This is a genomic window from Rhizobium oryziradicis (assembly GCF_001939045.1).
Lineage (GTDB): Bacteria > Pseudomonadota > Alphaproteobacteria > Rhizobiales > Rhizobiaceae > Allorhizobium > Allorhizobium oryziradicis.
Genome location: NZ_MKIM01000028.1, coordinates 409360 through 429353, shown reverse-complemented (window position 1 = coordinate 429353; position 19994 = coordinate 409360). Strand labels below are relative to the sequence as shown.

Sequence of the window (19994 nt, the reverse complement as noted above, 5' to 3'; positions counted from 1 at the left end):
AATTCAACTGTCAATATATATTTGTTCCTCTAACATGTGATTAATTTCTGCCCATTTTCAGTGCAGGAGTTCCTGCCGTCCTCACGGCGCAAGGAACCCGGCTAAATCTCAAGGTTTGGTTTCCTCATGTTGCCAAATGGTATTTGAGACGATATTCCCTGCCACAATAGCTGCGCGGCAGCACAGGCTTTGAGGGTTTCGCAATGGCAAAGATTGATGAAGAAAAGCTGTCCGAGGCCTATAACCGGGCCTTGGCGCTGGAAAAAGCAGGCAAGATTGACGAAGCCGTCAAAGCCTATGAAGAAGTATTGGCCATCGACCCGGAAGATCACGGAGGTGCTGCAGTACGCATTGCCTCGCTGGGGCGCGGTGAAACGCCATCGCGCGCCTCTGACGCCTATGTCGAAACCCTGTTTGACCAACACGCAGAAGATTTTGAAGATATTCTGGTCGAGCAGTTGGGTTATGCGGTGCCTGCCATCGTGCGCCAGCGCCTGCAAGAATTGGGCCTTGGCCCATTCAAGCGCATGCTGGATCTCGGCTGCGGCACGGGGCTGACCGGCGGCACGCTGCGCGACATGGCAGAAGACATCACCGGCATCGACCTGTCTGAAAACATGGTTGAAATTGCCCATGAGAAAGACCTCTACGACACGCTCTACGTGGCCGAAGTCGAAGACTTTCTCGAAGACAATGATGAAGAACTGTTTGATCTGGTGACCGCCACCGACGTGCTGCCCTATCTCGGCGCGCTTGAGCCATTGTTTTTCGGCGTGTCTGAAAATCTGGCGCTGGGCGGCATTTTTGTGTTTTCCTCAGAGACCATGGGCGAGGACGTGCCGTATAAAGTGGGTCCACACCAGCGCTTCGTGCACGCGCAAAGCTATGTGCGCGAGCGGCTTGCGGCCACGGGTTTTGTAGTGCTGGAAATTTCCGACATCAATGTGCGCATGCAAGATGGCGAGCCATCGCCCGGCCATCTGGTGATTGCCCAGCTTAAAACCCTGAATTAATTTAAAACGGCGGGAGGGGATTATGCATAAGCTTTTCCCGCCACTGACACCTTTCAGACATGGCCATCTACCAGTTGGTGATGGCCATCATCTTTATTTTGAATGCAGCGGTAACCCAAACGGGATTCCAGCCATTGTGTTGCATGGCGGCCCCGGCTCTGGCCGATCGGAAACAGCCCGTCGATATTTTGATCCGGGCCGTTATCACATCATACAGTTTGATCAGCGTCATTGCGGCCGCAGCCTGCCCCATGCGGGTGATCCTGTCGTTGATCTCAGCCACAACACACTTGCGCATCTGCTGCGCGATATTGAAGCGTTGCGCGACTTTCTCCATATCGAACGCTGGTTGGTGGTGGGCGGCTCATGGGGATCAACGCTGGCGCTGGCCTATGGACAGGCCCACCCGGATCGCGTGCTCGGCTTTGTGCTTTACATGGTCGTCACCACCAGCGACGCCGAGATCGAATGGATCACCCATGGCGTTGGGCAGTTTTTTCCACGCGAACATCAGCGCTTCGTTGATCATCTTCCAGCCCATGAACGCGGTGCCGATCTCGCAACAGCCTATCATCGTCTGCTTTCAAGCCCGGATAGAATGATTCATGAACCGGCCGCAAGTGCCTGGTGTGATTGGGAAAATTCCATTCTCGCCACAACTCCTGGCTATACACCCAACCCGCGTTGGGACGATGCCCGCTTTCGTTTGTGCTTTGCCAGACTGGTTACCCATTACTGGGCAAACCGGGCATGGTTGTCGGAGGGAAAAATTTTGAATCATATCAGCAGGCTAGCTGACATTCCTGCCGTCTTGATTCATGGCCGCCTCGATTTTGGCAGTCCGCTGAAAACCGCATTTCAGCTCAATCAGGCATGGCCGGGCAGCCAATTGATTGTGGTCGAAGATGGCGGCCATGACAGCAGTGCGCCCAACATGGCATCGTGCATCGTTGAAGCTGTTCACTCTATCCAGTTGATCCAAAGTGAATTTGGTTGAGACGGTTCAACATGCCATTGGCAATTTCCCGCTCGCCCATAATGACCGTATCTGCGCCCTGTTTCATCAAATGATCGATCTCGGCATCGGAATGGGCGCGTCCCAGAACCAGCAGTCCGGGATTGGTCGCCCTCGCCTTGGCCACAACATTGCCAGCCTCGAACACATTGGGAATAGCAATGGCAATGCTTTTTGCGGCCTCGAGATTGGCAAGTTTCAACACGCGCTCAGATGTTGCATTGCCACCAATGACCGGAACCTCCATCGCCATCAATTCCTGCACCCGCTGTTCGGAATCCTCAATCACCAGCATTGGAATATTGGACGCCTTGAGATTGGACACAAGAATTTGCCCGACGCGACCGTAGCCCACCACGACGGCGTGGCCCGATAGCGCGCTGCGCACCACATCCCCTTCATCACCCGCCGAGGTGACAACATGGGCATCTTCACGATTGTTTTGCCCGGTCGAAACCCGACCATCCGACACAACCGCCTCAGCATGGACCGCCGCCCCGACACCTGGAGAGGCCGATTGCATCGCCAAGGTTGCCGGAGCCGCATTGAGCCTGACCTCCAGCCAATCTTTAATCCGGTCACAAACAAAGAACATCACCGGATTAAGCACGATGGAAATGATGGCACCGGCCAAGATCAGATCGCGCCCTTCTTCTGGCAAGATCTTCAACCCCACACCCAACTCCGCGAGAATGAAGGAAAATTCGCCGATCTGCGCAAGGCTTGCGGAAATTGTCAGTGCCGTTGACACGGTTTTGCGAAACGCCAGAACAATCAGGAAGGCTGCCAGTGATTTGCCAACGACGATGATGAAAATAGTGCCCAAAATCAGCCATGGCTCGGAAACAATGATGGCTGGATCAAACAGCATGCCAACCGAGACGAAGAACAGCACTGCAAACGCATCACGCAGGGGCAGGCTTTCTTGCGCTGCGCGATTGGAGAGCTCACTTTCCGACAACACCATGCCTGCAAAGAAAGCCCCAAGCGCCAAGGATACACCAAACAATTTGGCGGCACCAAAGGCCACGCCCAGCGCAATGGCCAAAACGCCAAGCCGAAAAAGCTCTTTCGATCCGGTATGGGCGATGTGGTGCAGGATCCATGGAATCAACCGGCGGCCAAACACCAACATAACGGCCACAAACAATGCGACCTTCAACAAGGTCAACGCAATTGCACCGCCAACCCCCAGATCGATGCCCAGCATGTTTTGTATCATCACGGATACAGGATCGGCGTGAGATACATCGCTTGGACCCTTGGCCAGGGCCGGAATGAGAACCAGAGCCAGCACCATGGCCAAATCTTCAACAATCAGCCAGCCAACCGCAATCTTGCCGCGCTCGGTCTCAACGATACGCCGCTCCTGCAAGGCCTTCAGTAACACCACGGTGGAGGCAACGGACAGCGCCAAGCCAAACACCAGGCCGCCAGCGATGGGCCAGCCCATCATATACCCCATGCCCAGACCCATCAGCGTTGCCACGCCAATCTGCACAACGGCCCCCGGCACAGCAATAAAACGAACAGACAAAAGATCCTTCAGGGAGAAATGGAGTCCGACACCGAACATCAGCAAGATGACGCCGATTTCCGCAAGCTCGGGTGCCAGCCCCTGATCTGCCACAAAACCGGGCGTGTGTGGCCCAACCAGAATACCGGCAACCAGATAGCCAACCAGAGGCGGCATTTTGAACCGGTGCGCGATAACACCAAAAATAAACGCCAACACGAGACCACCGACAATTGTTGAGATCAGTGGTGTGTCATGGGGCATGGGAATTCCTTATCAAAGACTGGAAAGCAGACGGAAACATTGCTATGAAAATTCTATGTTGACCAATATGGGCAGTATAGAAACGTGGGTCAAGGTGATAAAAGCGGTATTTTAACACCAGCGCTGTGCAGAGCGGCACGGGGCATGTTGAACTGGACGCAAATTGAGCTCGCGGAACATTCTCACGTATCGCGTAGCACGATTCGGGATTTTGAGGGTGATCGGCATGACATCCACCGCACAACCGCCGAGCAATTGCGCCTGGCACTGGAGACAGGTGGCGTGGCCTTCATGGATGCGCCCGGCTATGGTTTGGGTGTATTTTTAAAAAATCGACCCGTAACAGGACCGATTGTTGATCTTTAACCCTTTTGATTGCGCCCACCACGCGATAATTTGTGACGGATAATCGGGCTTCGAACAGGGAGTCAAAGCGATTAAAACAAGCAAGGAACAAGGCATGGCCAAAGTTGCATTCATCGGATTGGGCGTCATGGGCTACCCCATGGCGGGACACCTAAAGACCAAGGGTGGACATGATGTCACGGTTTATAACCGCACAACTGCCAAGGCAGAAAACTGGGTCAAGCAATTTGGCGGCACCCATGCTTTGACACCGGCAGAGGCCGCCAAAGGTGCTGATTTTGTTTTCACCTGCGTTGGCAACGACGATGACCTGCGTGCAGTGACCATTGGTGCTGATGGCGTCTTGACCAGCATGAAGTCCAGCGCAATTCTGATTGATAACACCACCGCCTCTGCCGATGTTGCCCGTGAGCTTTACGCGTTTGCCAAAGACAAGGGCTGCGGCTTTGTTGATGCGCCTGTGTCAGGCGGTCAGGCCGGCGCGGAAAACGGCGTGCTCACCGTGATGTGTGGTGGCGACGAGGCCGTGTTTGCCACTGCCAAGCCCGTGATTGAAGCCTTTGCCAAGATGATTGGCCTGATGGGGCCAGCAGGCTCCGGACAATTGACCAAAATGGTCAATCAGATTTGCATCGCGGGCGTTGTGCAAGGATTGGCTGAGGCCGTGCATTTTGGCAAAAGCGCCGGTTTGGATATTGAAAAAGTCGTCGAGGTGATTTCCAAGGGTGCTGCCGGATCGTGGCAGATGGAAAACCGCCACAAAACCATGAATGCAGGTAAATATGATTTCGGTTTTGCCGTCGACTGGATGCGCAAGGATTTGGGCATCGTGCTCAATGAGGCCAAAAACAATGGCGCGAGCCTGCCTGTGACCGCCCTTGTGGATCAGTTTTATGCAGAGGTGCAAAAACTTGGCGGCAAGCGCTGGGATACATCTTCGCTGTTGGCGCGATTGGAAAAGTAAAAATTATCGGAAGCGGGCGGCCATCTGCCCGCTTCTGTTGCCGCTTATTCCTCACCGGATTTATTGTTATCCAGCGTCATGTAATCCAGCGGCAATTGCGTGGTGTATTTAATCTGCTCCATCGCAAACACCGAAGACACGTCGCGAATCTCGATCTTCGCAATCAGGCGTTTGTAGAAGGCATCATAGGCCGCAATATCCGGCACCACGACACGCAAAAGATAATCGACATCGCCGCTCATGCGGTAAAATTCGACCACTTCAGGGAACTCGCCCACCACTTCGGAAAAGCGCTTGAGCCATTCAATCGAGTGAGTGTTGGTGCGGATCGACACAAACACCGTGACCTTGGTGTTCACCTTGGCCGGGTCCAGCAGCGCCACACGACGCATGATCACGCCATCTTCTTCCATCTTTTGAATCCGCCGCCAACAGGGCGTTGTCGACAAACCAACCTTCTTGGCAAGATCCGCGACGGCAAGAGTTGAATCCTCTTGCAAAATACGAAGAATTTTTCTGTCCAGACGATCCATATGCGATCCAATCGAAATTTTTTTCCGGTATATCCCAAAAAAGCACAGATGACAGCCAAATGCTCTCACCTTATGAGATGATCCACTTCCTTTTTTAACACGGGAAGAACATCCGCCTCAAACCACGGATGCTTTTTGAGCCAGCCGGTATTGCGCCAGCTCGGATGCGGTAGCGGCAGCATTTTTGGCCCGGCTTCATTGCTGAAAAAATACTCGCGCCATGCCTCGACCGTTCCCGTCATACCCGGCTTTCGGCGCTTTCCCAAATGCCACTTTTGCGCATATTGGCCGATCAACAAAATCAACTCAATCTGCGGCATCGATTGCATGATGCGCTCACGCCACAGCGGCGCACACTCGCGCCTCGGCGGCAGATCATGGCCATGCTCATCATAGCCCGGAAAGCAAAAACCCATGGGCACAATGGCAAATCGGCTTTGATCATAAAAGCTGTCACGATCAATGCCGAGCCACTGTCGAAGCCTGTCGCCGGAGGCGTCATTAAAGGGAAGCCCAGTTTCATGCACCCGTTTGCCGGGGGCCTGCCCCGCAATCAAAATGCGCGCCGAAGACGACAGCGTCACAACCGGCCTTGGCTCATGGGGGAGCTGTTTTTCCGGGCCGCCCGCCGGACATTCATAGCAGAGTCGACAGGCTTGCACGGCCTGCAGCAGCGCTGCGATTTCTCGCCTTCGTTGATCGTCTGTCATTGTCACCTATTCGCGATCGCCACATTGCGGCCCATTTGGATAACAGCCCGTGTCTAAAATTGGCAAACAAAACCTTTCCAGAAAGTAACTCTTAAGGTTTCCTCGCTAATGTAAGGGTCACTTTGGAAAAAATGCAACCATATCATGGGTAACACCGTCTCAAACTCGTCTGACAAACACATTGTCGACCTCAAGCGCAACCGCCGCAACGACGCGACGGCCAAAGCCTTGCGCGCGACAAGAGAACGGCTGCAATCCACCCATGGCGGCACACCGGCTTTTGAAAAAGAGCTGTTGTCGATGCATGCGCAAGCCAGCTTGCAAGGTGCGGCGATAACGCCCTTTGTTACGGTGATTTTTGCCGCGGCTTCCGCTTATTTTTCGCATAATCCGGGCTATATCGTCTGGGCGCTTTTGACCCTGTGTGCGCATGCGGGCAACATTCTTCTTATTCGCAAAGCCGCCAAGCGCATTCCAATATCAAAACATCAAGAGCATTGGCGACACCTGCTGCTGGCCGGTCACGTGATGATGGGCTGTTGCTGGGCAATTTTTGCCTATCAAAGCTGCGAAGTCTGCGGGCCAACCGCCGACCTTTTGCTCAAAGGTGCCGTTCTTCTGATTGTGTTGAGCGTCACCGCGATGTGCAATATTCTGCTGCGGCAGGCCGTGCTCTATGCGGCGGCACCCATTGTTATGTCGCTCTGTGTGCAGGCCGCCACCAGCCGCGCCATGGACGACATAGCACTTGCAGGCACATTCATTATCTGCGTTGGCTTTTTCACCTATATCACCGGTCGGCTGTATGCTTCCAATCTCAAACTCTTGTCGTTTCAAAATGAAAAGGACGACCTGATTGCCGAGCTTGAGGTGGCAAAGTCCCTCTCGGATGAGGCAAGACGGCGGGCGGAAGAGGCGAATATGGCCAAATCCCGGTTTCTGGCCTCCATGTCACATGAATTGCGCACGCCGCTCAACGCCATCCTTGGCTTCTCTGAAGTCATGGCGCACGAAGTGCTGGGGCCTCTTAACAACCCTCTCTACAAGGAATACTCCGGCGATATCCATCGCTCTGGCCAACATCTGCTGGCTCTCATCAATGAAATTCTTGATCTCTCGCGCATTGAGGCGGGCAAATACGACCTCTCCGAAGAAGCAATCTCGCTCGTGGACGTTGCAGAAGACTGTGTGGGCATGGTGCAAATGCGGGCGAAATCCAAGGGCATCAAGATCCGCTCCCAGTATGAAGCCAATATGCCGTCCATCTGGGCCGATGAAAAAGCCATGCGTCAGGTGGTGCTGAACCTTTTGTCCAATGCGGTGAAATTCACCCCGGAAGGCGGAGAAGTTGTCGTAAAAGTTGGCTGGACCGTCGGCGGAGGCCAATACCTGTCGATCAAGGACAACGGCCCCGGCATTGCCGAAGAAGAGATCCCCGTGGTGCTTTCGGCCTTTGGGCAAGGGTCGGTTGCGATCAAAAGCGCCGAACAAGGCACGGGGCTTGGCCTGCCAATCGTGCAAGCCATTTTGACCAAGCATGGTGGCGAGTTCAAGCTGAAGTCGAAATTGCGTGAAGGCACAGAAGTCATTGCAATTCTGCCCGCCAAGCGCGTCATGCAAAGCCTGCCAGCCGTATCAAGCGCACAGGCCATTGAACCCCGCAAAAAATATTTTGCCTGACAGGCTTGCCAGCAATTCCGGGGACACCGCTTATCGCGCGTTGTCTGCTCTGCCCTTTTGCCGCCACTGCCGATATCTCAGCCCCAGCCGGGCAAGCTTGACGCCGGATCTTCGACGGATGCGCCGGGCAGTGGCAAAATCATGCGAGAGCACCACCAGACCCAGCGGCACCATCCAAAAACCCAAAACAGGCAGAAAACCCAGACAGCCACCGGCAACCAAGCCAGCGCCCACAGCCACCCTACCGGCCTTAGACTGAGGAAAGGGCATGGAGATTGCTCCGAGATGCAATCGTCCGCTCACGTTATCAATCCGATATTTACGGGCTTTTCGTGCGCTCACGCTCTCTCCTGCCTCTTTGCAAATCTTTTGAGTTTTTCCCTAAACCTGCAATGATTTAAGAGGAAAACTTCGAGTACCACAGCCAACTTACCCATGCTTTATATGGTGACAGGTGCTTCGGTTATCCACACCTGCCGATAGCAAAAGGCAGAAAACGACGGAAGTTGTCATTTTTTCAAAAAAACGACTTGGTTTTCAAAAAAAGGGCTTGGCAAATCGATCAAGGCTGATTAGAAGCCCACTCACACCAAACGAAGTGGTTCACACCATTTCAGGCGGCTTATTCCTTGGTAGCTCAGCGGTAGAGCATTCGACTGTTAATCGACAGGTCGCCGGTTCGAATCCGGCCCGAGGAGCCATATTCCAACCGAATGGTTGATGTTAAAAGCCACGCTAATGCAGCGTGGCTTTTTTATTTTCATAATTTTGATCAAGAATTAGCCATCGTGGCGCTTCATGCGCATCGAAGCCCAACTGTCTCGGCGGAACGCAGTGGGAAAATGTTTTTTTTGAAAACCTTGTGCAAAATTGCGATAAAAGACTTGGCAAATCGATTAAGGCCCACTAGAAGCCCACTCACACCAAACGAAGCGCATCATACGTCTTCAAGCGGTTATTCCTTGGTAGCTCAGCGGTAGAGCATTCGACTGTTAATCGACAGGTCGCCGGTTCGAATCCGGCCCGAGGAGCCATATTCCAGCGTTACAGCTGATGTAAAAAAGCCAGATCGTTACCGATCTGGCTTTTTCATTTTCAGGATATACTCCAGAACTTAGCGGCAAACTGTGCGCTTTTCCACGACCCAACGACCGTGATGGCGGAACTTCACAGTGCTCGTGCGGCAACGCTCGCCACGAAAATGGCGCACACGCTCACGGCCATAGAAACGTCTGTCTTGATAGCGCTCAAAGCGGTCATGGCGGCGCTCATAACGATCTGAATGGTGGCCACGGTCAGAGATGACCACCATCGCACTTTGTGCCATGGTGGGGGCAGCTGTCGCGGTGATGCAACCGATGGCGATCAGGCCAGCAACGATAATTTTTCTCATTTTTGTCTCCTAACGTGTCTTCCGTAAAGTCGATGGCCTAGAATTAGCGATCTCTTGATGAATTAACGCTGACGATGCCGTTCATGTTCCAGACAGACTTTGAAAATATTGAAATGGGCGGCCTTTGTGTTGGCGCACATCCGTTTCGCGCAAACCAAGTTTGCGCAGCACTGCGAGGGATGCCGCATTGTCCACATGGGCAAAGGCGATAAACTGCTCATTCGGCATGCGCTCAAAAAACCATTGGCTCAAGCCCTTGCCGATTTCTGTGGCAAAGCCCCTGCCCCATTCTTCCCGCCGAATAGAATAGCCAAGCTCAAAACTGGATGTTTCCTCCAACCATGAAAATCCGGCCCGACCTATGAAACGCCCATCATCCTTGGCAAGCAGCTTCAACTTGCCAAAGCCGCTTTCCTCATAGGCATCCAGCCATCCAGATATGCGCTGGGCTGCGTATTGTGCACTCCATGGCTCGCCTGTGCTGACAAACTGGCTGGTCTCGGCCGTTGAATGCAGATCGACCAGCAAGGCTTCATCGCCTGCCCGCCAAGGGGTCAAAATCAAACGCTGCGTTTCGCAAACCACCGGGATCTGATGCACGCCACCCGACACCGCTGCCTTTACCCCCGTGGTGCCCGGAAATGTCAGCGGCAGACATTTGAGAGATCGCACGGCGAGGTAAGCCCAGGCTTCCGCTTCCATCGCGTCACCGTCCAGTGCCAAATCATCGGCATTGATCACCACGGCGCTCTCGCACGCTGCCATCGCCGCCAAATCGGCCATTATGGCCGCATTCAAGCGGCCACCACCGCAAATCACATAGGTCTTTGGCCTTTGGGGAAGATGTCGGGCAGAGGCAAAAATCGAGGCCGCCGCCACATATGCCAGGGTTCTCGCGCCGTTTTCCAAACTGGCATCGCCAACATTGGGTGGTGCAAAATCGTTTCGGTCCAGCGAGCGCCGCGTGTTTGAGGTAAAAAATGGATGTTTGAGATAGCGATCCGCAAGCGCCGGGACGACCTTGCCGCTCAAAGCGATCTCGCCACCGGCATCATAGGCTTTGCCGGTCTGCGCCTCCACCCACTGGTCAATCAGCGTATTGCCCGGCCCGCTATCAAAGGCCGCAATGTCCCCATCCGCGCCAATGAAGGTCAGGTTGGAAATACCGCCAATATTGACAAAGCATACCGGCAAGGCGGACGTACCAATCGATGAAGCAATTGCTGCGTGGTAGACCGGCACCAGTGGTGCACCCTGCCCGCCATGCACCATATCATTGGCGCGCATATCATAGACCACGTATATGCCGGTTTCACGCGCAAGCAAGGCTCCATCGCCGATTTGAATGGTCAATGCCTGATCTGGCCGGTGGAGTACCGTTTGCCCGTGAAACCCCACCACATCAATATCGCGTGGACGAATCGCATTGGCGGTTAGAAATGCCTTTACGGCCTCGGCGTGGCGCAATGTCAGCGCGTGCTCCAGTGAGAGCAAACTTGCGGGCCGCTGTCGCCGCTCGGTGATGCTCTTGGCATCCTCAAGCCCCTGGCGAAGCTGGGCGCGAAAAGTGTCGTCATAGGGAACGGATAAAAATGGTCCACGTTCAACATTGCCCAAGCCATCCGTGGTGAGCATGGCCACATCGATACCATCCATGGAGGTGCCGCTCATAAGCCCAATGGCGCGATAGATTTTGCTCAACGTCCAGATTCCTTCTCTGACAGGCGCATAAACCACGTAATTCATGGCCGAAATGGGTGCAATTTCAAAAGAACAATGCTAAAGCCGCCTCAAATTCCACAAGTCTGATACCAGAAGGCGTGACGATCATGTCAAAGTTCAAGTCCGATTTCCTGCATATCCTGTCCGAGCGCGGCTTCATCCACCAGATGTCTGACGAAACCGGCCTGGATGACCTGCTGTCGAAGGAAAGCGTGACCGCCTATATCGGGTATGATCCCACGGCATCCAGCCTGCATGTTGGCCACCTGATGCAGATCATGATGTTGAACTGGTTTCAGGAAACCGGCCACCAGCCAATTTCGCTGATGGGCGGCGGCACGGGCATGGTGGGCGATCCATCCTTCAAGGAAGAAGCCCGCAAACTGATGACCATCGACATGATTGAGGACAACATCGCCTCCATCAAGCGCTGCTTTGCCCATTACCTTGATTATGATAAAGGCCCCAAGGGCGGTGCCTTGATGATCAACAACGCCGAATGGCTGCGCGGGTTGAACTACCTCGAATTCCTGCGCGATGTCGGCCGCCATTTCTCGGTCAATCGCATGTTGTCGTTTGATAGCGTCAAGACGCGCCTTGATCGTGAACAGTCCCTGTCCTTCCTCGAATTCAACTACATGATTCTTCAGGCCTATGACTTCGTGGAGCTGAACAAGCGCTACGGCTGCCGCTTGCAAATGGGCGGCTCTGACCAATGGGGCAATATCATCAACGGTATCGACCTTGGCCACCGCATGGACACACCACAGCTCTACGCACTGACCGCACCGCTGCTGACCACGTCGTCTGGCGCAAAGATGGGCAAGAGCGCCTCTGGTGCTGTGTGGCTGAACGCTGACCTGCTGCCGATCTATGATTTCTGGCAGTACTGGCGCAACACGGAAGATGCCGACGTTGCCCGCTTCCTGAAGCTTTTCACCAAACTGCCGATGGATGAAGTGGCCCGCTTGGCCGCCCTTGGCGGTGCAGAGCTGAACGAAGCCAAGAAGGTGCTTGCAACGGAAGTCACCGCCATCCTGCACGGCCGCCAAGCTGCCGAAGAAGCCGCAGAAACCGCCCGCAAAACCTTTGAAGAAGGTGCACTGTCCGACAACCTTCCCTCCATCGAGGTCACTACTAGCGAACTCGAATCCGGCATCGGCCTCCTCGCCCTGATCGTCAAGGCCGGCCTTGCTGCCTCCAACGGCGAAGCCCGCCGCCATGTGCAGGGCGGAGCCGTGAAGATCAATGATCAAGGCGTTACTGACGAGCGTATGAGCATTGGGGCTGGTGAAGTAACTGGTGATGGCGTGATCAAGCTGTCATTGGGCAAGAAGAAGCATATTCTGGTTCGCCCGGTATAAGACAAACAGCCTTCTGCGCCTTGATTGCGCAGAAGGCTTTCATTGCTCTCTGATATTATTATCAAAGCAATCGTGGCTCATCGTCCCCTGCGACGGCGCGTTCCAACGCCAAAAGCCATTTTTTCGTATCAAGGCCACCACCAAATCCGGTCAGGCTTCCGTTTGCACCAATCACCCGATGACATGGAATGACAATCGGCAGAGGATTGGCTCCATTCGCAGCCCCAACTGCACGACTCGCCGATAAGCGGCCTATCCGCCTTGCCAACTCGCCATAACTAATTGTTACGCCGAACGGAATTCGTATCAGCTCCTGCCACACGTCACATTGAAAATTGGTTCCATTCAGATCAAGCGGCAGATCAAATTCCTGCCTTTTGCCGTCAAAATATGCCTGCAATTGGGCTTTCGCCTCGTCGAAAGCGGCATCATCAAACATCCATTCCGGCTTGGGCTGAACGGCACCCTTCCCGCTTGGGAAACCAATACGGGATAGTCGATGACCATCACCCGCCAGCAGAAGGCTGCCGATCGGACTGTTCATAAAAGTATAGCGAATAGTCTTCATTGGCCCCTCGCCGCGCTTCCTCCACCAAGCAGGCGAAACAGACGCCCGTCGATTGACAGCAGCCCCATAAAAATCAAAACCATGCCTACGAAATGGTTGATCAGCAATATTTCACCCAAAAACATTCTTCCCATAAATATAGCGCTCACGGGAATGAGCAAAGTCACCAGCGAACTGTTAATCGCGCCGCCCACCGCAAGAATATGAAAGAAGATGATATAGGCAAGCGCGGTGGACAGCAGTCCCAGCCCGAGAAGCGCTGCGATGATTGTGCCGCTCGGCATCGCCAAGTGCCAGGGCGCATCCACAAAGGCAACGATGGGGATCATCATAAGAGTTGTCGCGGTTGTCTGGCCAAAAGCGCTTGTTGCTGGCGTAATACCCATGCGCCGAAACCGGCGACCGAAGACACCCGCGAACCCGTAGGACAGGGCAGCCCCGAGGCAAGCAAACAGGGCAAGCAATGACAGCTCATGCGACGACAGGGCATTGCTCGACATCAGCACCAGCACGCCCATGAAACCAAAGACAATGCCTGCGACCTTATTGCGCGTCATCCGTTCTTCTGTGGTCAGAAAATGCGCCACAACAATCGAAAAGATCGGCGTTGTTGCATTCAGAATAGAAGCAAGACCGCTGGCAATCTGTGTCTGCCCCCAGAAAAGAAGACTGAACGGAATAAGATTGTTCAGCAGCCCCATGCCAAAGAACGCCGCCCAGATTTTCATAGTTGTTGGAATGGGCTGCCGCGTGGCCCGCAGGTAGACAAACAGCGCGAAGGCGGAAATTGCCACACGCGCAAAAACCACGGTGAATGGCGGCAGCGCAGAGAGAGCAAGTTTTGAAAAGAAGAAAGAACCGCCCCATAGAACGGAGAGAAACAAAAGGAGAGCCCAATCGAAGAGACGCATGGTTTGGGTTTTCTGCATGGAAAGGTCCTGTCGTGATACTATGAGACAGACTTATCCGATCTCACGCCTCTTACTCGCCGGAATCGGACTCCGTCCTTTTACGGGCATCGCGACTGCGATAATATCGCGTTCATGAGTTTGGATATCTCCCTATGTGAGCAAGCGTGGCTGGCACGCAATCCCGAGTTCGATGGCCGTTTCTTCATTGGCGTTCGAACCACAGGGATCTATTGCCGTTGCGTGTGCCCAGTGCGGCTTCCCTATCGCCGCAACGTCGAATTCCTGCCAAGTGCTACGGCGGCCGAACTGGCGGGCTATCGGCCCTGCCTGCGATGCCGTCCTGAAACCGCGCCTTTTTGCCCGGCATGGAAAGGCAGCGCGACAATCGTGGAAAGAGCGGCAAGGCTTATACGAGAGGAAGGCGCTCTGGATGCACGAGAAGCAACAGTAGAGAGGCTTGCCGAGCGCGTTGGCGTTGGTGCGCGCCATCTTACACGGCTGTTTCAGAAACACCTGGGAGCAAGCCCCCTTCAGGTGGCCAAAACAGCCCGCGTGCAACGCGCAAAACGCCTTCTCACAGAAACGAACCTACCGATCACCGACATCGCTCTCCAATCCGGCTTCACCAGCCTCAGACGCTTCAACGCCGTTTTTCTGGAAGTTTACAAACGCCCGCCAACGGCTATCAAGAGAACATCGCGGTTGTAAAATTCATAACGACTGGCAGAATGATTGAATTTGCCGCAGAATTGGCATGGCTTATGTCTGAAAATTGAGCCAATATCATTTCAAATATTTTTTGATTTCAGGGCAACAGATGAATTCGATCCATTCCTATTGGCCCGGCATCATGCTGGCCTACACTACCTACGCCGTATCAGCGATCAGCCCAGGTCCAGCCATGCTGGCAACGATGGGAACAGCAATGGAATCGGGGCGAAAAGCTGGCATCGCGTTGGGCCTTGGTATCGCAATGAGTGCACTGATATGGGGCGTTCTTGCGTTTCTAGGCCTGTCCACTCTGCTGGTAGCCTATGCTGGCATGCTGGACATTATCCGCATCCTTGGATGTTTGTATCTCTTGTATCTCGCCTACAAGGCATTTTCCTCTGCATTTTCAACCTATGACCTCAATGTAAACCTTACCGGCAATAAGGAATACCAAGCATTTCATGTGTTTTTACGAGGATGCGGCTTGAACTTGGCCAACCCTAAAGCAGTTCTCACCTGGGTTGCCATAATTTCTCTCGCGATTGAGCCTGGTGCCCCTATCTGGACAATCTTTGCAGTCCTTTCCGGCACAATTTCCTTCTCTATTGTTTTTTATACGCTGATTGCCATAGCATTCTCCACGCCCCAAATGGTGTCCATTTACAGCCGTCTTCGCCGATGGATAGATGGCACATTGGGAATTGTATTTGCGTTCTCCGCTTACAAGCTGGCAAGAGACTAATATTCAACCATCTCCTGTTGATTGGTCCTAATTCTCCTGCCACCCCTCCTCAAACACCAAATCCTCCAGCGGCAACCGCTTGCGCCACCCCTTTACCTGCAATTCCGGCTCATCATAAAGCTCGGCAACATGGCCAAGGCACAGCCAGCCAACAATCTCAATCCGCTCAGGAATATTCAAAAGTGCCCGCAAATCGGCATCGTGAAAAATGCTGACCCAACCCATGCCGATGCCTTCGGCACGGGCGGCGAGCCAGAGGTTTTGGATGGCGCAGACGGTGGAATAGCTGTCCATGCGGGGGTTGTGGGTTCGGCCCAGCACCACGGGGCCGGCGCGGTCTGGATCGCAGGTGACGCAGATGCCGAGGGGAGCTTTGAGAATGCCTTCTAGCTTGAGATTACGATAGAGCGTGGCTTTTTCGCCCTCAAACAGCGCTGCTGCTTCATCATTGGCCTTCGAGAAGGCTTTCCAGACGGCATGGCGGCGGGCGCTATCGCGCACCAGCACAAAGTTCCACGGCTGCATGAAGCCAACGGAGGGGGCGTGGTGAGCGGCAGTCAGGATGCGCCAGAGTGCGTCATCGTCGATTGGATCAGCTAAGAATTCATCGCGCACGTCGCGGCGGGTCATAATGGCCCGGTAGACGGCGGCGCGCTCTTCGTCAGAGAAGGCTCCGGCGGAAACCAGAGAATCAGTTGGCTTGTCTTGCATCGTTTGGTCCCCAACAATGCGCCTCCCGCGATTCTTACCGAATCGCGATCAGCAAAACGCGCCTGCCGTCCATGCAGGCACGTCTATCTTGTCAGGCCGGTCTTCTGACTGGGCTTCATCTGGCTGCCGCACCTTCCCGGTTTTCACCAGTGGCAAAAGCTGCAACCATCCACCTCACAGCGTTGGGCACGTTGCGGAATTTCACCGCATTCCCGATTCTCTCATTGCAAAATGAGCACCTGACGACAGGCTATGTAATGGAAAGATGATGACGCGGCTAGGCGCTTTCAGGGAAATAGCGCACGTAAGCAAATTCCTCGCCCGATGGTGACCAGCTGGGCACATTGATGCTGCCCTGCCCGCCAAACAGCTGAAACAGGGTTTCCAGATTGCCGCCATCCATATCCATCAGTCGCATGCGCACATTCAAATCACGCGGGTGGTCAAACACCTCTGGATCGTAGGAGATAAACACGACTTTACGATTGTTTGGGCATGGATGGGCAAACCAGTTACCGTAATTGTCATTGGTCAGCTGCTGCAAGCCGGTGCCATCCGGATGGATGCGCCAGATCTGCATCAAACCCGTGCGGCTGGAGTTGAAATAAATCCACTGCCCATCTGCCGACCAATCCGGCCCATCATTGCGGCCCTCACCATGGGTCAGGCGGCGCTCGTCACTGCCTTCGACGGTGATGGTGTAAATATCAAACACCTGATCCCGGATGCCGCAATAGCACACCCGTTGCCCATCTGGCGACCAGCCATGCCAATAGGATGGCAGATGATCGGTGATCTGAATGGGCGTTCCGCCCTCGGCAGGCAGAATGTAAAGGCAGGTTTTGTCGTGCTGCACCTTATCGCAGATCGCCAGCCACGCACCATCAGGCGAGAGACCGTGATCATTGTTGCAGCGGGTGGCAAAGCCGGTGTCTATTTTGGAGGGCGTCGGTGCGCCAGAGAGCGGCAGCCGATACATCAGCCCATCATTGTTGAGGATGAGAGACGCGCCATCGCGTGACCAGTTTGGGGCCTCGACCAGCCGCTCCGTCTGCCAGACAATGCGGTTCTGGCGAGTCTTGATGTTATAGATCTCAACGGAGCTGCGCAGCATCAGCCTCTACCTGTCCCGAAAACGATTGGTAATCGGATAGCGACGGTCACGGCCAAAGTTCTTCTTGGTGATTTTAACGCCCGGTGCCGATTGGCGGCGCTTGTATTCGGCCAAGTAAAGCAGGTGTTCAACGCGATGCACGGTGGCTACATCATGGCCACGGGCAACAATGTCGTCCACCGACATTTCCTTCTCAATCAGGCATTCGAGAATATCGTCCAGCACCGGATAGGGCGGCAAGCTGTCCTGGTCGGTCTGATTTGGCCGAAGCTCTGCTGAAGGCGCTTTGGAAATGATATTGGCAGGAATGACCTCACCCTCTGGTCCAAGCCCACCGACCGGCACCTGCGTGTTGCGCCACGCCGACAGTGCGTAGACCTGCATTTTATAGAGGTCTTTGATGGGGTTGAAGCCGCCGTTCATGTCGCCATACAGCGTGGCATAGCCCACCGACATTTCAGATTTATTGCCCGTTGTGACAACCATCGAGCCAAATTTGTTGGACACCGCCATCAGAATGGTGCCACGGGTGCGGCTTTGCAGGTTTTCTTCGGTAATACCGCTTTCGGTACCCTCAAACATATCGGCAAGGCTTGAGAGAAAACCTTCAACAGGCTCTGAAATCGGCACAATGTCGTAGTGGCAACCCAGCGCCTTGGCGCAATCCTCGGCATCCTTGAAGGATTCCTCCGAGGTATAATGGTACGGCAGCATGATGGTGCGCACCCGCTCACGCCCCAGCGCATCCACCGCCATAGCCGCACAAATGGCCGAATCAATGCCGCCAGACAGGCCAAGCACAACACTTTTGAAGCCATTTTTGTTCACGTAATCGCGGAAGCCCAGCATGCAGGCTCGGTAATCGGCTTCCTCGCCTTGCGGAATGTCTGCAACCACGCCCGCTTCGCAGCGCCAGCCATCCTTGCCGCGCTGCCAGGTTGTCAGCGTCAAGGCTTCCTCGAATTGCGGCATCTGAAATCCCAACGATTTATCGGCATTGAGGCAGAAGCTGGCACCATCGAACACCAGTTCATCCTGTCCGCCAACCTGATTGGCAAACACCAGCGGCAGGCCGCTTTCCATGACTTGCCGCACAGCCACCTGATAGCGCACATCCAGCTTGCCGCGATAATAGGGCGAGCCATTGGGCACAAGCAAAATCTCTGCGCCGCTTTCGGCCAGCGTTTCGCACACGCCAAGATCATTCCAGATCTCTTCGCAGATCGGTACACCAATGCGCACACCGCGAAAATTCACCGGCCCCGGCATTTCGCCTTCAATGAAAACCCGCTTTTCATCAAATTCGCCATAGTTGGGCAGATCGATTTTGTCGCGTAAGCCTAAAATTTTGCCGCCATCAATGACGGCAACCGAATTATGACGGCCTTTTTCGCTTTGGCGTGGAAAACCAATCATCATGCCGGGACCGCCATCTGCGGTATCGGCTGCAAGCTGATCAACCGCCGCTTGACACGCTCTGAGAAAAGCTGGTTTCAACACCAGATCTTCTGGCGGGTAGCCCGACAGAAACAGCTCTGTCAGCAACACCAGGTCAGCACCCTGAGCTGCCGCCTGCGCGCGCGCGTCCCGCGCTTTCGCAAGGTTGCCAGCCACATCGCCGACGGTCGGGTTAAACTGTGCTACCGCAATGCGAAGCGTTTCGGGTCTGGATATGTCGCTCATGGTTGAGGTTTAGCGCGGAGCGGGCGCGTTCGCAACGGTCGAAATTCCGAAATTGCCGCCCGCTGGTTTCAAGAGGCCTGAAGGGTGTTTTTGATGTTCCAGCGGTCGTGATACCAAAGCCATTGCTCGGGATACTCCCGCACCCAGCTCTCTACCTTGTCATTCAGCATTTGCGCCGTGGCCTGCACATCAAGGTTGCCTTTGTCATCAAAGGGCAGCGCAATTCTGGGCTCGATTTCCAGCCGATAACGATTTCCGGGCAAGCGAATGCAGCGGGCAGGAAAGACATCGCAATCAAACTGGCGAACCAGCTTGGCCAACAGCGGATTGGTGCGCACATCCTGATTGAAAAAGGTGGTGGGCTTTCCACGCGAAAACTTTTGATCCACCAAGACACCAACGCCATTGCCACCTTCCAGCTGGCTGGCAAGATGAAAGGCCGAGCCGGCATGCGATGGCACCAGATTTCCCATACGGGCTTTTCGAAAGCCAAACACCATATCGGCGATATATGGATTGTTGGGCGGACGAAACAGCACCGTCACGTCCAGACCATAGGCCGCACCGGCCACGGGCAACATTTCAAAATTGCCGGTATGAGCTGTGAAAACAATGAAAGGGCGGCGCGCATTGAGCAATTCCATAAAGATTGGAATGCCAGATACATCGATTCGCCCCTCGCCCGGCTTTGCCGGATCAAAATCAAACAGCTTATCCAGAAACACATATTCCGCCGTCTGACGGCCCATATGGCCCCAGGCATCTGAGGCAATTTTCTCGATCTCGGCCGCAGTTTTTTCCGGATAGGCGTTGCGCAGGTTGGTCAACATCAGTTGATGCCGGGCCAGCTTAGGCCCGACAAAGCGCACCACACGATCAGCAAAATTCAGGGCTGCATCCGCTGGAAACACTTTTAGCGTCAGCAGCAAGATCAGCAGCAGCTTGGCCACCAACCATTGCGGAAACGCACGAAAGCGCAAAACCAGCGGCGTTAGAATGCGTCGCAACAGCCGT

The 19994-nt window shown here is 54.3% G+C and carries 20 protein-coding genes, 2 tRNA genes, 1 pseudogene and 1 riboswitch; of the genes and pseudogenes, 10 read left to right on the top strand and 13 right to left on the bottom strand.

Translation table 11 applies throughout. The features are described 5' to 3' along the window. The first annotated feature begins 203 nt into the window (after nt 1-203). Both BJF95_RS17570 and pip read left to right on the top strand, forming a co-directional pair. Complete coding sequence (locus BJF95_RS17570) at nt 204-1013, top strand: class I SAM-dependent methyltransferase (protein WP_075640723.1); 810 nt, start codon at nt 204-206, stop codon at nt 1011-1013. A 22-nt stretch (nt 1014-1035) separates the two neighbouring features. Beyond that, a complete protein-coding gene (pip, locus tag BJF95_RS17565) occupies nt 1036-2010 on the top strand; it encodes a prolyl aminopeptidase (protein ID WP_075640722.1) in 975 nt (324 codons plus the stop codon). On the opposite strand, the gene BJF95_RS17560 is transcribed toward pip, so the two are convergent. Then, entirely contained in the window at nt 1979-3808 is a 1830-nt protein-coding gene (locus BJF95_RS17560) for a cation:proton antiporter domain-containing protein (protein ID WP_075640721.1), read from the bottom strand. The genes pip and BJF95_RS17560 overlap by 32 nt on opposite strands. An 84-nt stretch (nt 3809-3892) precedes the next feature. Here BJF95_RS17560 and BJF95_RS24480 point away from each other — a divergent pair, with 84 nt between their 5' ends. After that, nucleotides 3893-4174 carry a helix-turn-helix transcriptional regulator gene (locus BJF95_RS24480; protein WP_075640720.1) on the top strand — a complete coding sequence of 94 codons (282 nt, stop codon included), beginning with the start codon at nt 3893-3895 and terminating at the stop codon, nt 4172-4174. Between the two features lie 94 nt (nt 4175-4268). Further along, a complete protein-coding gene (locus BJF95_RS17550) occupies nt 4269-5138 on the top strand; it encodes an NAD(P)-dependent oxidoreductase (protein ID WP_075640719.1) in 870 nt (289 codons plus the stop codon). Between the two features lie 44 nt (nt 5139-5182). Here BJF95_RS17550 and BJF95_RS17545 read toward each other — a convergent pair whose 3' ends face one another. Beyond that, complete coding sequence (locus BJF95_RS17545) at nt 5183-5671, bottom strand: Lrp/AsnC family transcriptional regulator (protein WP_075640718.1); 489 nt, start codon at nt 5669-5671, stop codon at nt 5183-5185. A gap of 65 nt (nt 5672-5736) precedes the next feature. After that, on the bottom strand, nt 5737-6381 hold the full coding sequence (locus tag BJF95_RS17540) for a uracil-DNA glycosylase family protein (protein WP_075640717.1): 645 nt from the start codon (nt 6379-6381) through the stop codon (nt 5737-5739). A 144-nt stretch (nt 6382-6525) separates the two neighbouring features. Between BJF95_RS17540 and BJF95_RS17535 the strand changes: the two genes are divergently transcribed. Then, nucleotides 6526-8061 carry a sensor histidine kinase gene (locus BJF95_RS17535; RefSeq protein WP_075640716.1) on the top strand — a complete coding sequence of 512 codons (1536 nt, stop codon included), beginning with the start codon at nt 6526-6528 and terminating at the stop codon, nt 8059-8061. Nucleotides 8062-8091: 30 nt separating this feature from the next. On the opposite strand, the gene BJF95_RS17530 is transcribed toward BJF95_RS17535, so the two are convergent. Beyond that, nucleotides 8092-8403 carry a PGPGW domain-containing protein gene (locus BJF95_RS17530; protein WP_083638891.1) on the bottom strand — a complete coding sequence of 104 codons (312 nt, stop codon included), beginning with the start codon at nt 8401-8403 and terminating at the stop codon, nt 8092-8094. A 284-nt stretch (nt 8404-8687) separates the two neighbouring features. Between BJF95_RS17530 and BJF95_RS17525 the strand changes: the two genes are divergently transcribed. After that, nucleotides 8688-8762 (top strand) — tRNA-Asn (locus BJF95_RS17525). 258 nt (nt 8763-9020) lie between these two features. Beyond that, a tRNA-Asn gene (locus BJF95_RS17520) sits at nt 9021-9095 on the top strand. An 80-nt stretch (nt 9096-9175) separates the two neighbouring features. Here BJF95_RS17520 and BJF95_RS17515 read toward each other — a convergent pair. From BJF95_RS17515 to BJF95_RS17510, 3 genes and pseudogenes are all read right to left on the bottom strand, one after another. Continuing rightward, complete coding sequence (locus tag BJF95_RS17515; RefSeq protein ID WP_075640714.1) at nt 9176-9454, bottom strand: hypothetical protein; 279 nt, start codon at nt 9452-9454, stop codon at nt 9176-9178. Between the two features lie 81 nt (nt 9455-9535). Continuing rightward, nucleotides 9536-10039 (bottom strand): GNAT family N-acetyltransferase, encoded by a 504-nt coding sequence (locus tag BJF95_RS24475; protein WP_245297378.1) that lies wholly within the window; start codon nt 10037-10039, stop codon nt 9536-9538. Between the two features lie 15 nt (nt 10040-10054). Next, a pseudogene (locus BJF95_RS17510) lies at nt 10055-11155 on the bottom strand (anhydro-N-acetylmuramic acid kinase); the annotation flags it as partial. A 128-nt stretch (nt 11156-11283) separates the two neighbouring features. Between BJF95_RS17510 and tyrS the strand changes: the two are divergent. Beyond that, nucleotides 11284-12540 carry a tyrosine--tRNA ligase gene (gene tyrS / locus BJF95_RS17505; protein ID WP_075641120.1) on the top strand — a complete coding sequence of 419 codons (1257 nt, stop codon included), beginning with the start codon at nt 11284-11286 and terminating at the stop codon, nt 12538-12540. A gap of 61 nt (nt 12541-12601) precedes the next feature. On the opposite strand, the gene BJF95_RS17500 is transcribed toward tyrS, so the two are convergent. Together BJF95_RS17500 and BJF95_RS17495 are read right to left on the bottom strand one after the other, a co-directional pair. Then, nucleotides 12602-13108: a methylated-DNA--[protein]-cysteine S-methyltransferase gene (locus BJF95_RS17500; protein ID WP_075640713.1), complete on the bottom strand. Its 507-nt coding sequence runs from the start codon at nt 13106-13108 to the stop codon at nt 12602-12604. Next, entirely contained in the window at nt 13105-14037 is a 933-nt protein-coding gene (locus BJF95_RS17495; protein WP_075640712.1) for a DMT family transporter, read from the bottom strand. Before BJF95_RS17495 ends, BJF95_RS17500 begins: the two co-directional genes overlap by 4 nt. Before the next feature lie 114 nt (nt 14038-14151). Here BJF95_RS17495 and BJF95_RS17490 point away from each other — a divergent pair, with 114 nt between their 5' ends. Then, nucleotides 14152-14727 carry a bifunctional transcriptional activator/DNA repair enzyme AdaA gene (locus BJF95_RS17490; RefSeq protein WP_075640711.1) on the top strand — a complete coding sequence of 192 codons (576 nt, stop codon included), beginning with the start codon at nt 14152-14154 and terminating at the stop codon, nt 14725-14727. Nucleotides 14728-14836: 109 nt separating this feature from the next. Continuing rightward, nucleotides 14837-15472 carry a LysE family translocator gene (locus BJF95_RS17485; RefSeq protein WP_075641119.1) on the top strand — a complete coding sequence of 212 codons (636 nt, stop codon included), beginning with the start codon at nt 14837-14839 and terminating at the stop codon, nt 15470-15472. Between the two features lie 27 nt (nt 15473-15499). Here BJF95_RS17485 and bluB read toward each other — a convergent pair whose 3' ends face one another. The 4 genes from bluB to BJF95_RS17465 form a co-directional block, all read right to left on the bottom strand. Continuing rightward, nucleotides 15500-16183 carry a 5,6-dimethylbenzimidazole synthase gene (gene bluB / locus BJF95_RS17480; protein WP_075640710.1) on the bottom strand — a complete coding sequence of 228 codons (684 nt, stop codon included), beginning with the start codon at nt 16181-16183 and terminating at the stop codon, nt 15500-15502. A 77-nt stretch (nt 16184-16260) separates the two neighbouring features. Further along, nucleotides 16261-16441, bottom strand: a riboswitch (cobalamin riboswitch). A gap of 19 nt (nt 16442-16460) precedes the next feature. After that, nucleotides 16461-17294: a TolB family protein gene (locus BJF95_RS17475; RefSeq protein ID WP_075641118.1), complete on the bottom strand. Its 834-nt coding sequence runs from the start codon at nt 17292-17294 to the stop codon at nt 16461-16463. A gap of 9 nt (nt 17295-17303) precedes the next feature. Then, on the bottom strand, nt 17304-18980 hold the full coding sequence (locus tag BJF95_RS17470; RefSeq protein WP_075640709.1) for an NAD+ synthase: 1677 nt from the start codon (nt 18978-18980) through the stop codon (nt 17304-17306). A 68-nt stretch (nt 18981-19048) separates the two neighbouring features. After that, nucleotides 19049-19990, bottom strand: a complete 942-nt coding sequence (locus BJF95_RS17465; RefSeq protein WP_245297377.1) for a lipid A biosynthesis lauroyl acyltransferase — start codon at nt 19988-19990, stop codon at nt 19049-19051. Nucleotides 19991-19994: the final 4 nt, after the last annotated feature.

Coding starts and splice junctions, on each gene's coding strand:
- BJF95_RS17570 (WP_075640723.1), top strand. CDS start 204: ATGGCAAAGATTGATGAAGAAAAGCTGTCCGAGGCCTATAACCGGGCC.
- pip (WP_075640722.1), top strand. CDS start 1,036: ATGCATAAGCTTTTCCCGCCACTGACACCTTTCAGACATGGCCATCTA.
- BJF95_RS17560 (WP_075640721.1), bottom strand. CDS start 3,808: ATGCCCCATGACACACCACTGATCTCAACAATTGTCGGTGGTCTCGTG.
- BJF95_RS17550 (WP_075640719.1), top strand. CDS start 4,269: ATGGCCAAAGTTGCATTCATCGGATTGGGCGTCATGGGCTACCCCATG.
- BJF95_RS17545 (WP_075640718.1), bottom strand. CDS start 5,671: ATGGATCGTCTGGACAGAAAAATTCTTCGTATTTTGCAAGAGGATTCA.
- BJF95_RS17540 (WP_075640717.1), bottom strand. CDS start 6,381: ATGACAGACGATCAACGAAGGCGAGAAATCGCAGCGCTGCTGCAGGCC.
- BJF95_RS17535 (WP_075640716.1), top strand. CDS start 6,526: ATGGGTAACACCGTCTCAAACTCGTCTGACAAACACATTGTCGACCTC.
- BJF95_RS17515 (WP_075640714.1), bottom strand. CDS start 9,454: ATGAGAAAAATTATCGTTGCTGGCCTGATCGCCATCGGTTGCATCACC.
- tyrS (WP_075641120.1), top strand. CDS start 11,284: ATGTCAAAGTTCAAGTCCGATTTCCTGCATATCCTGTCCGAGCGCGGC.
- BJF95_RS17500 (WP_075640713.1), bottom strand. CDS start 13,108: ATGAAGACTATTCGCTATACTTTTATGAACAGTCCGATCGGCAGCCTT.
- BJF95_RS17495 (WP_075640712.1), bottom strand. CDS start 14,037: ATGCAGAAAACCCAAACCATGCGTCTCTTCGATTGGGCTCTCCTTTTG.
- BJF95_RS17490 (WP_075640711.1), top strand. CDS start 14,152: ATGAGTTTGGATATCTCCCTATGTGAGCAAGCGTGGCTGGCACGCAAT.
- BJF95_RS17485 (WP_075641119.1), top strand. CDS start 14,837: ATGAATTCGATCCATTCCTATTGGCCCGGCATCATGCTGGCCTACACT.
- bluB (WP_075640710.1), bottom strand. CDS start 16,183: ATGCAAGACAAGCCAACTGATTCTCTGGTTTCCGCCGGAGCCTTCTCT.
- BJF95_RS17470 (WP_075640709.1), bottom strand. CDS start 18,980: ATGAGCGACATATCCAGACCCGAAACGCTTCGCATTGCGGTAGCACAG.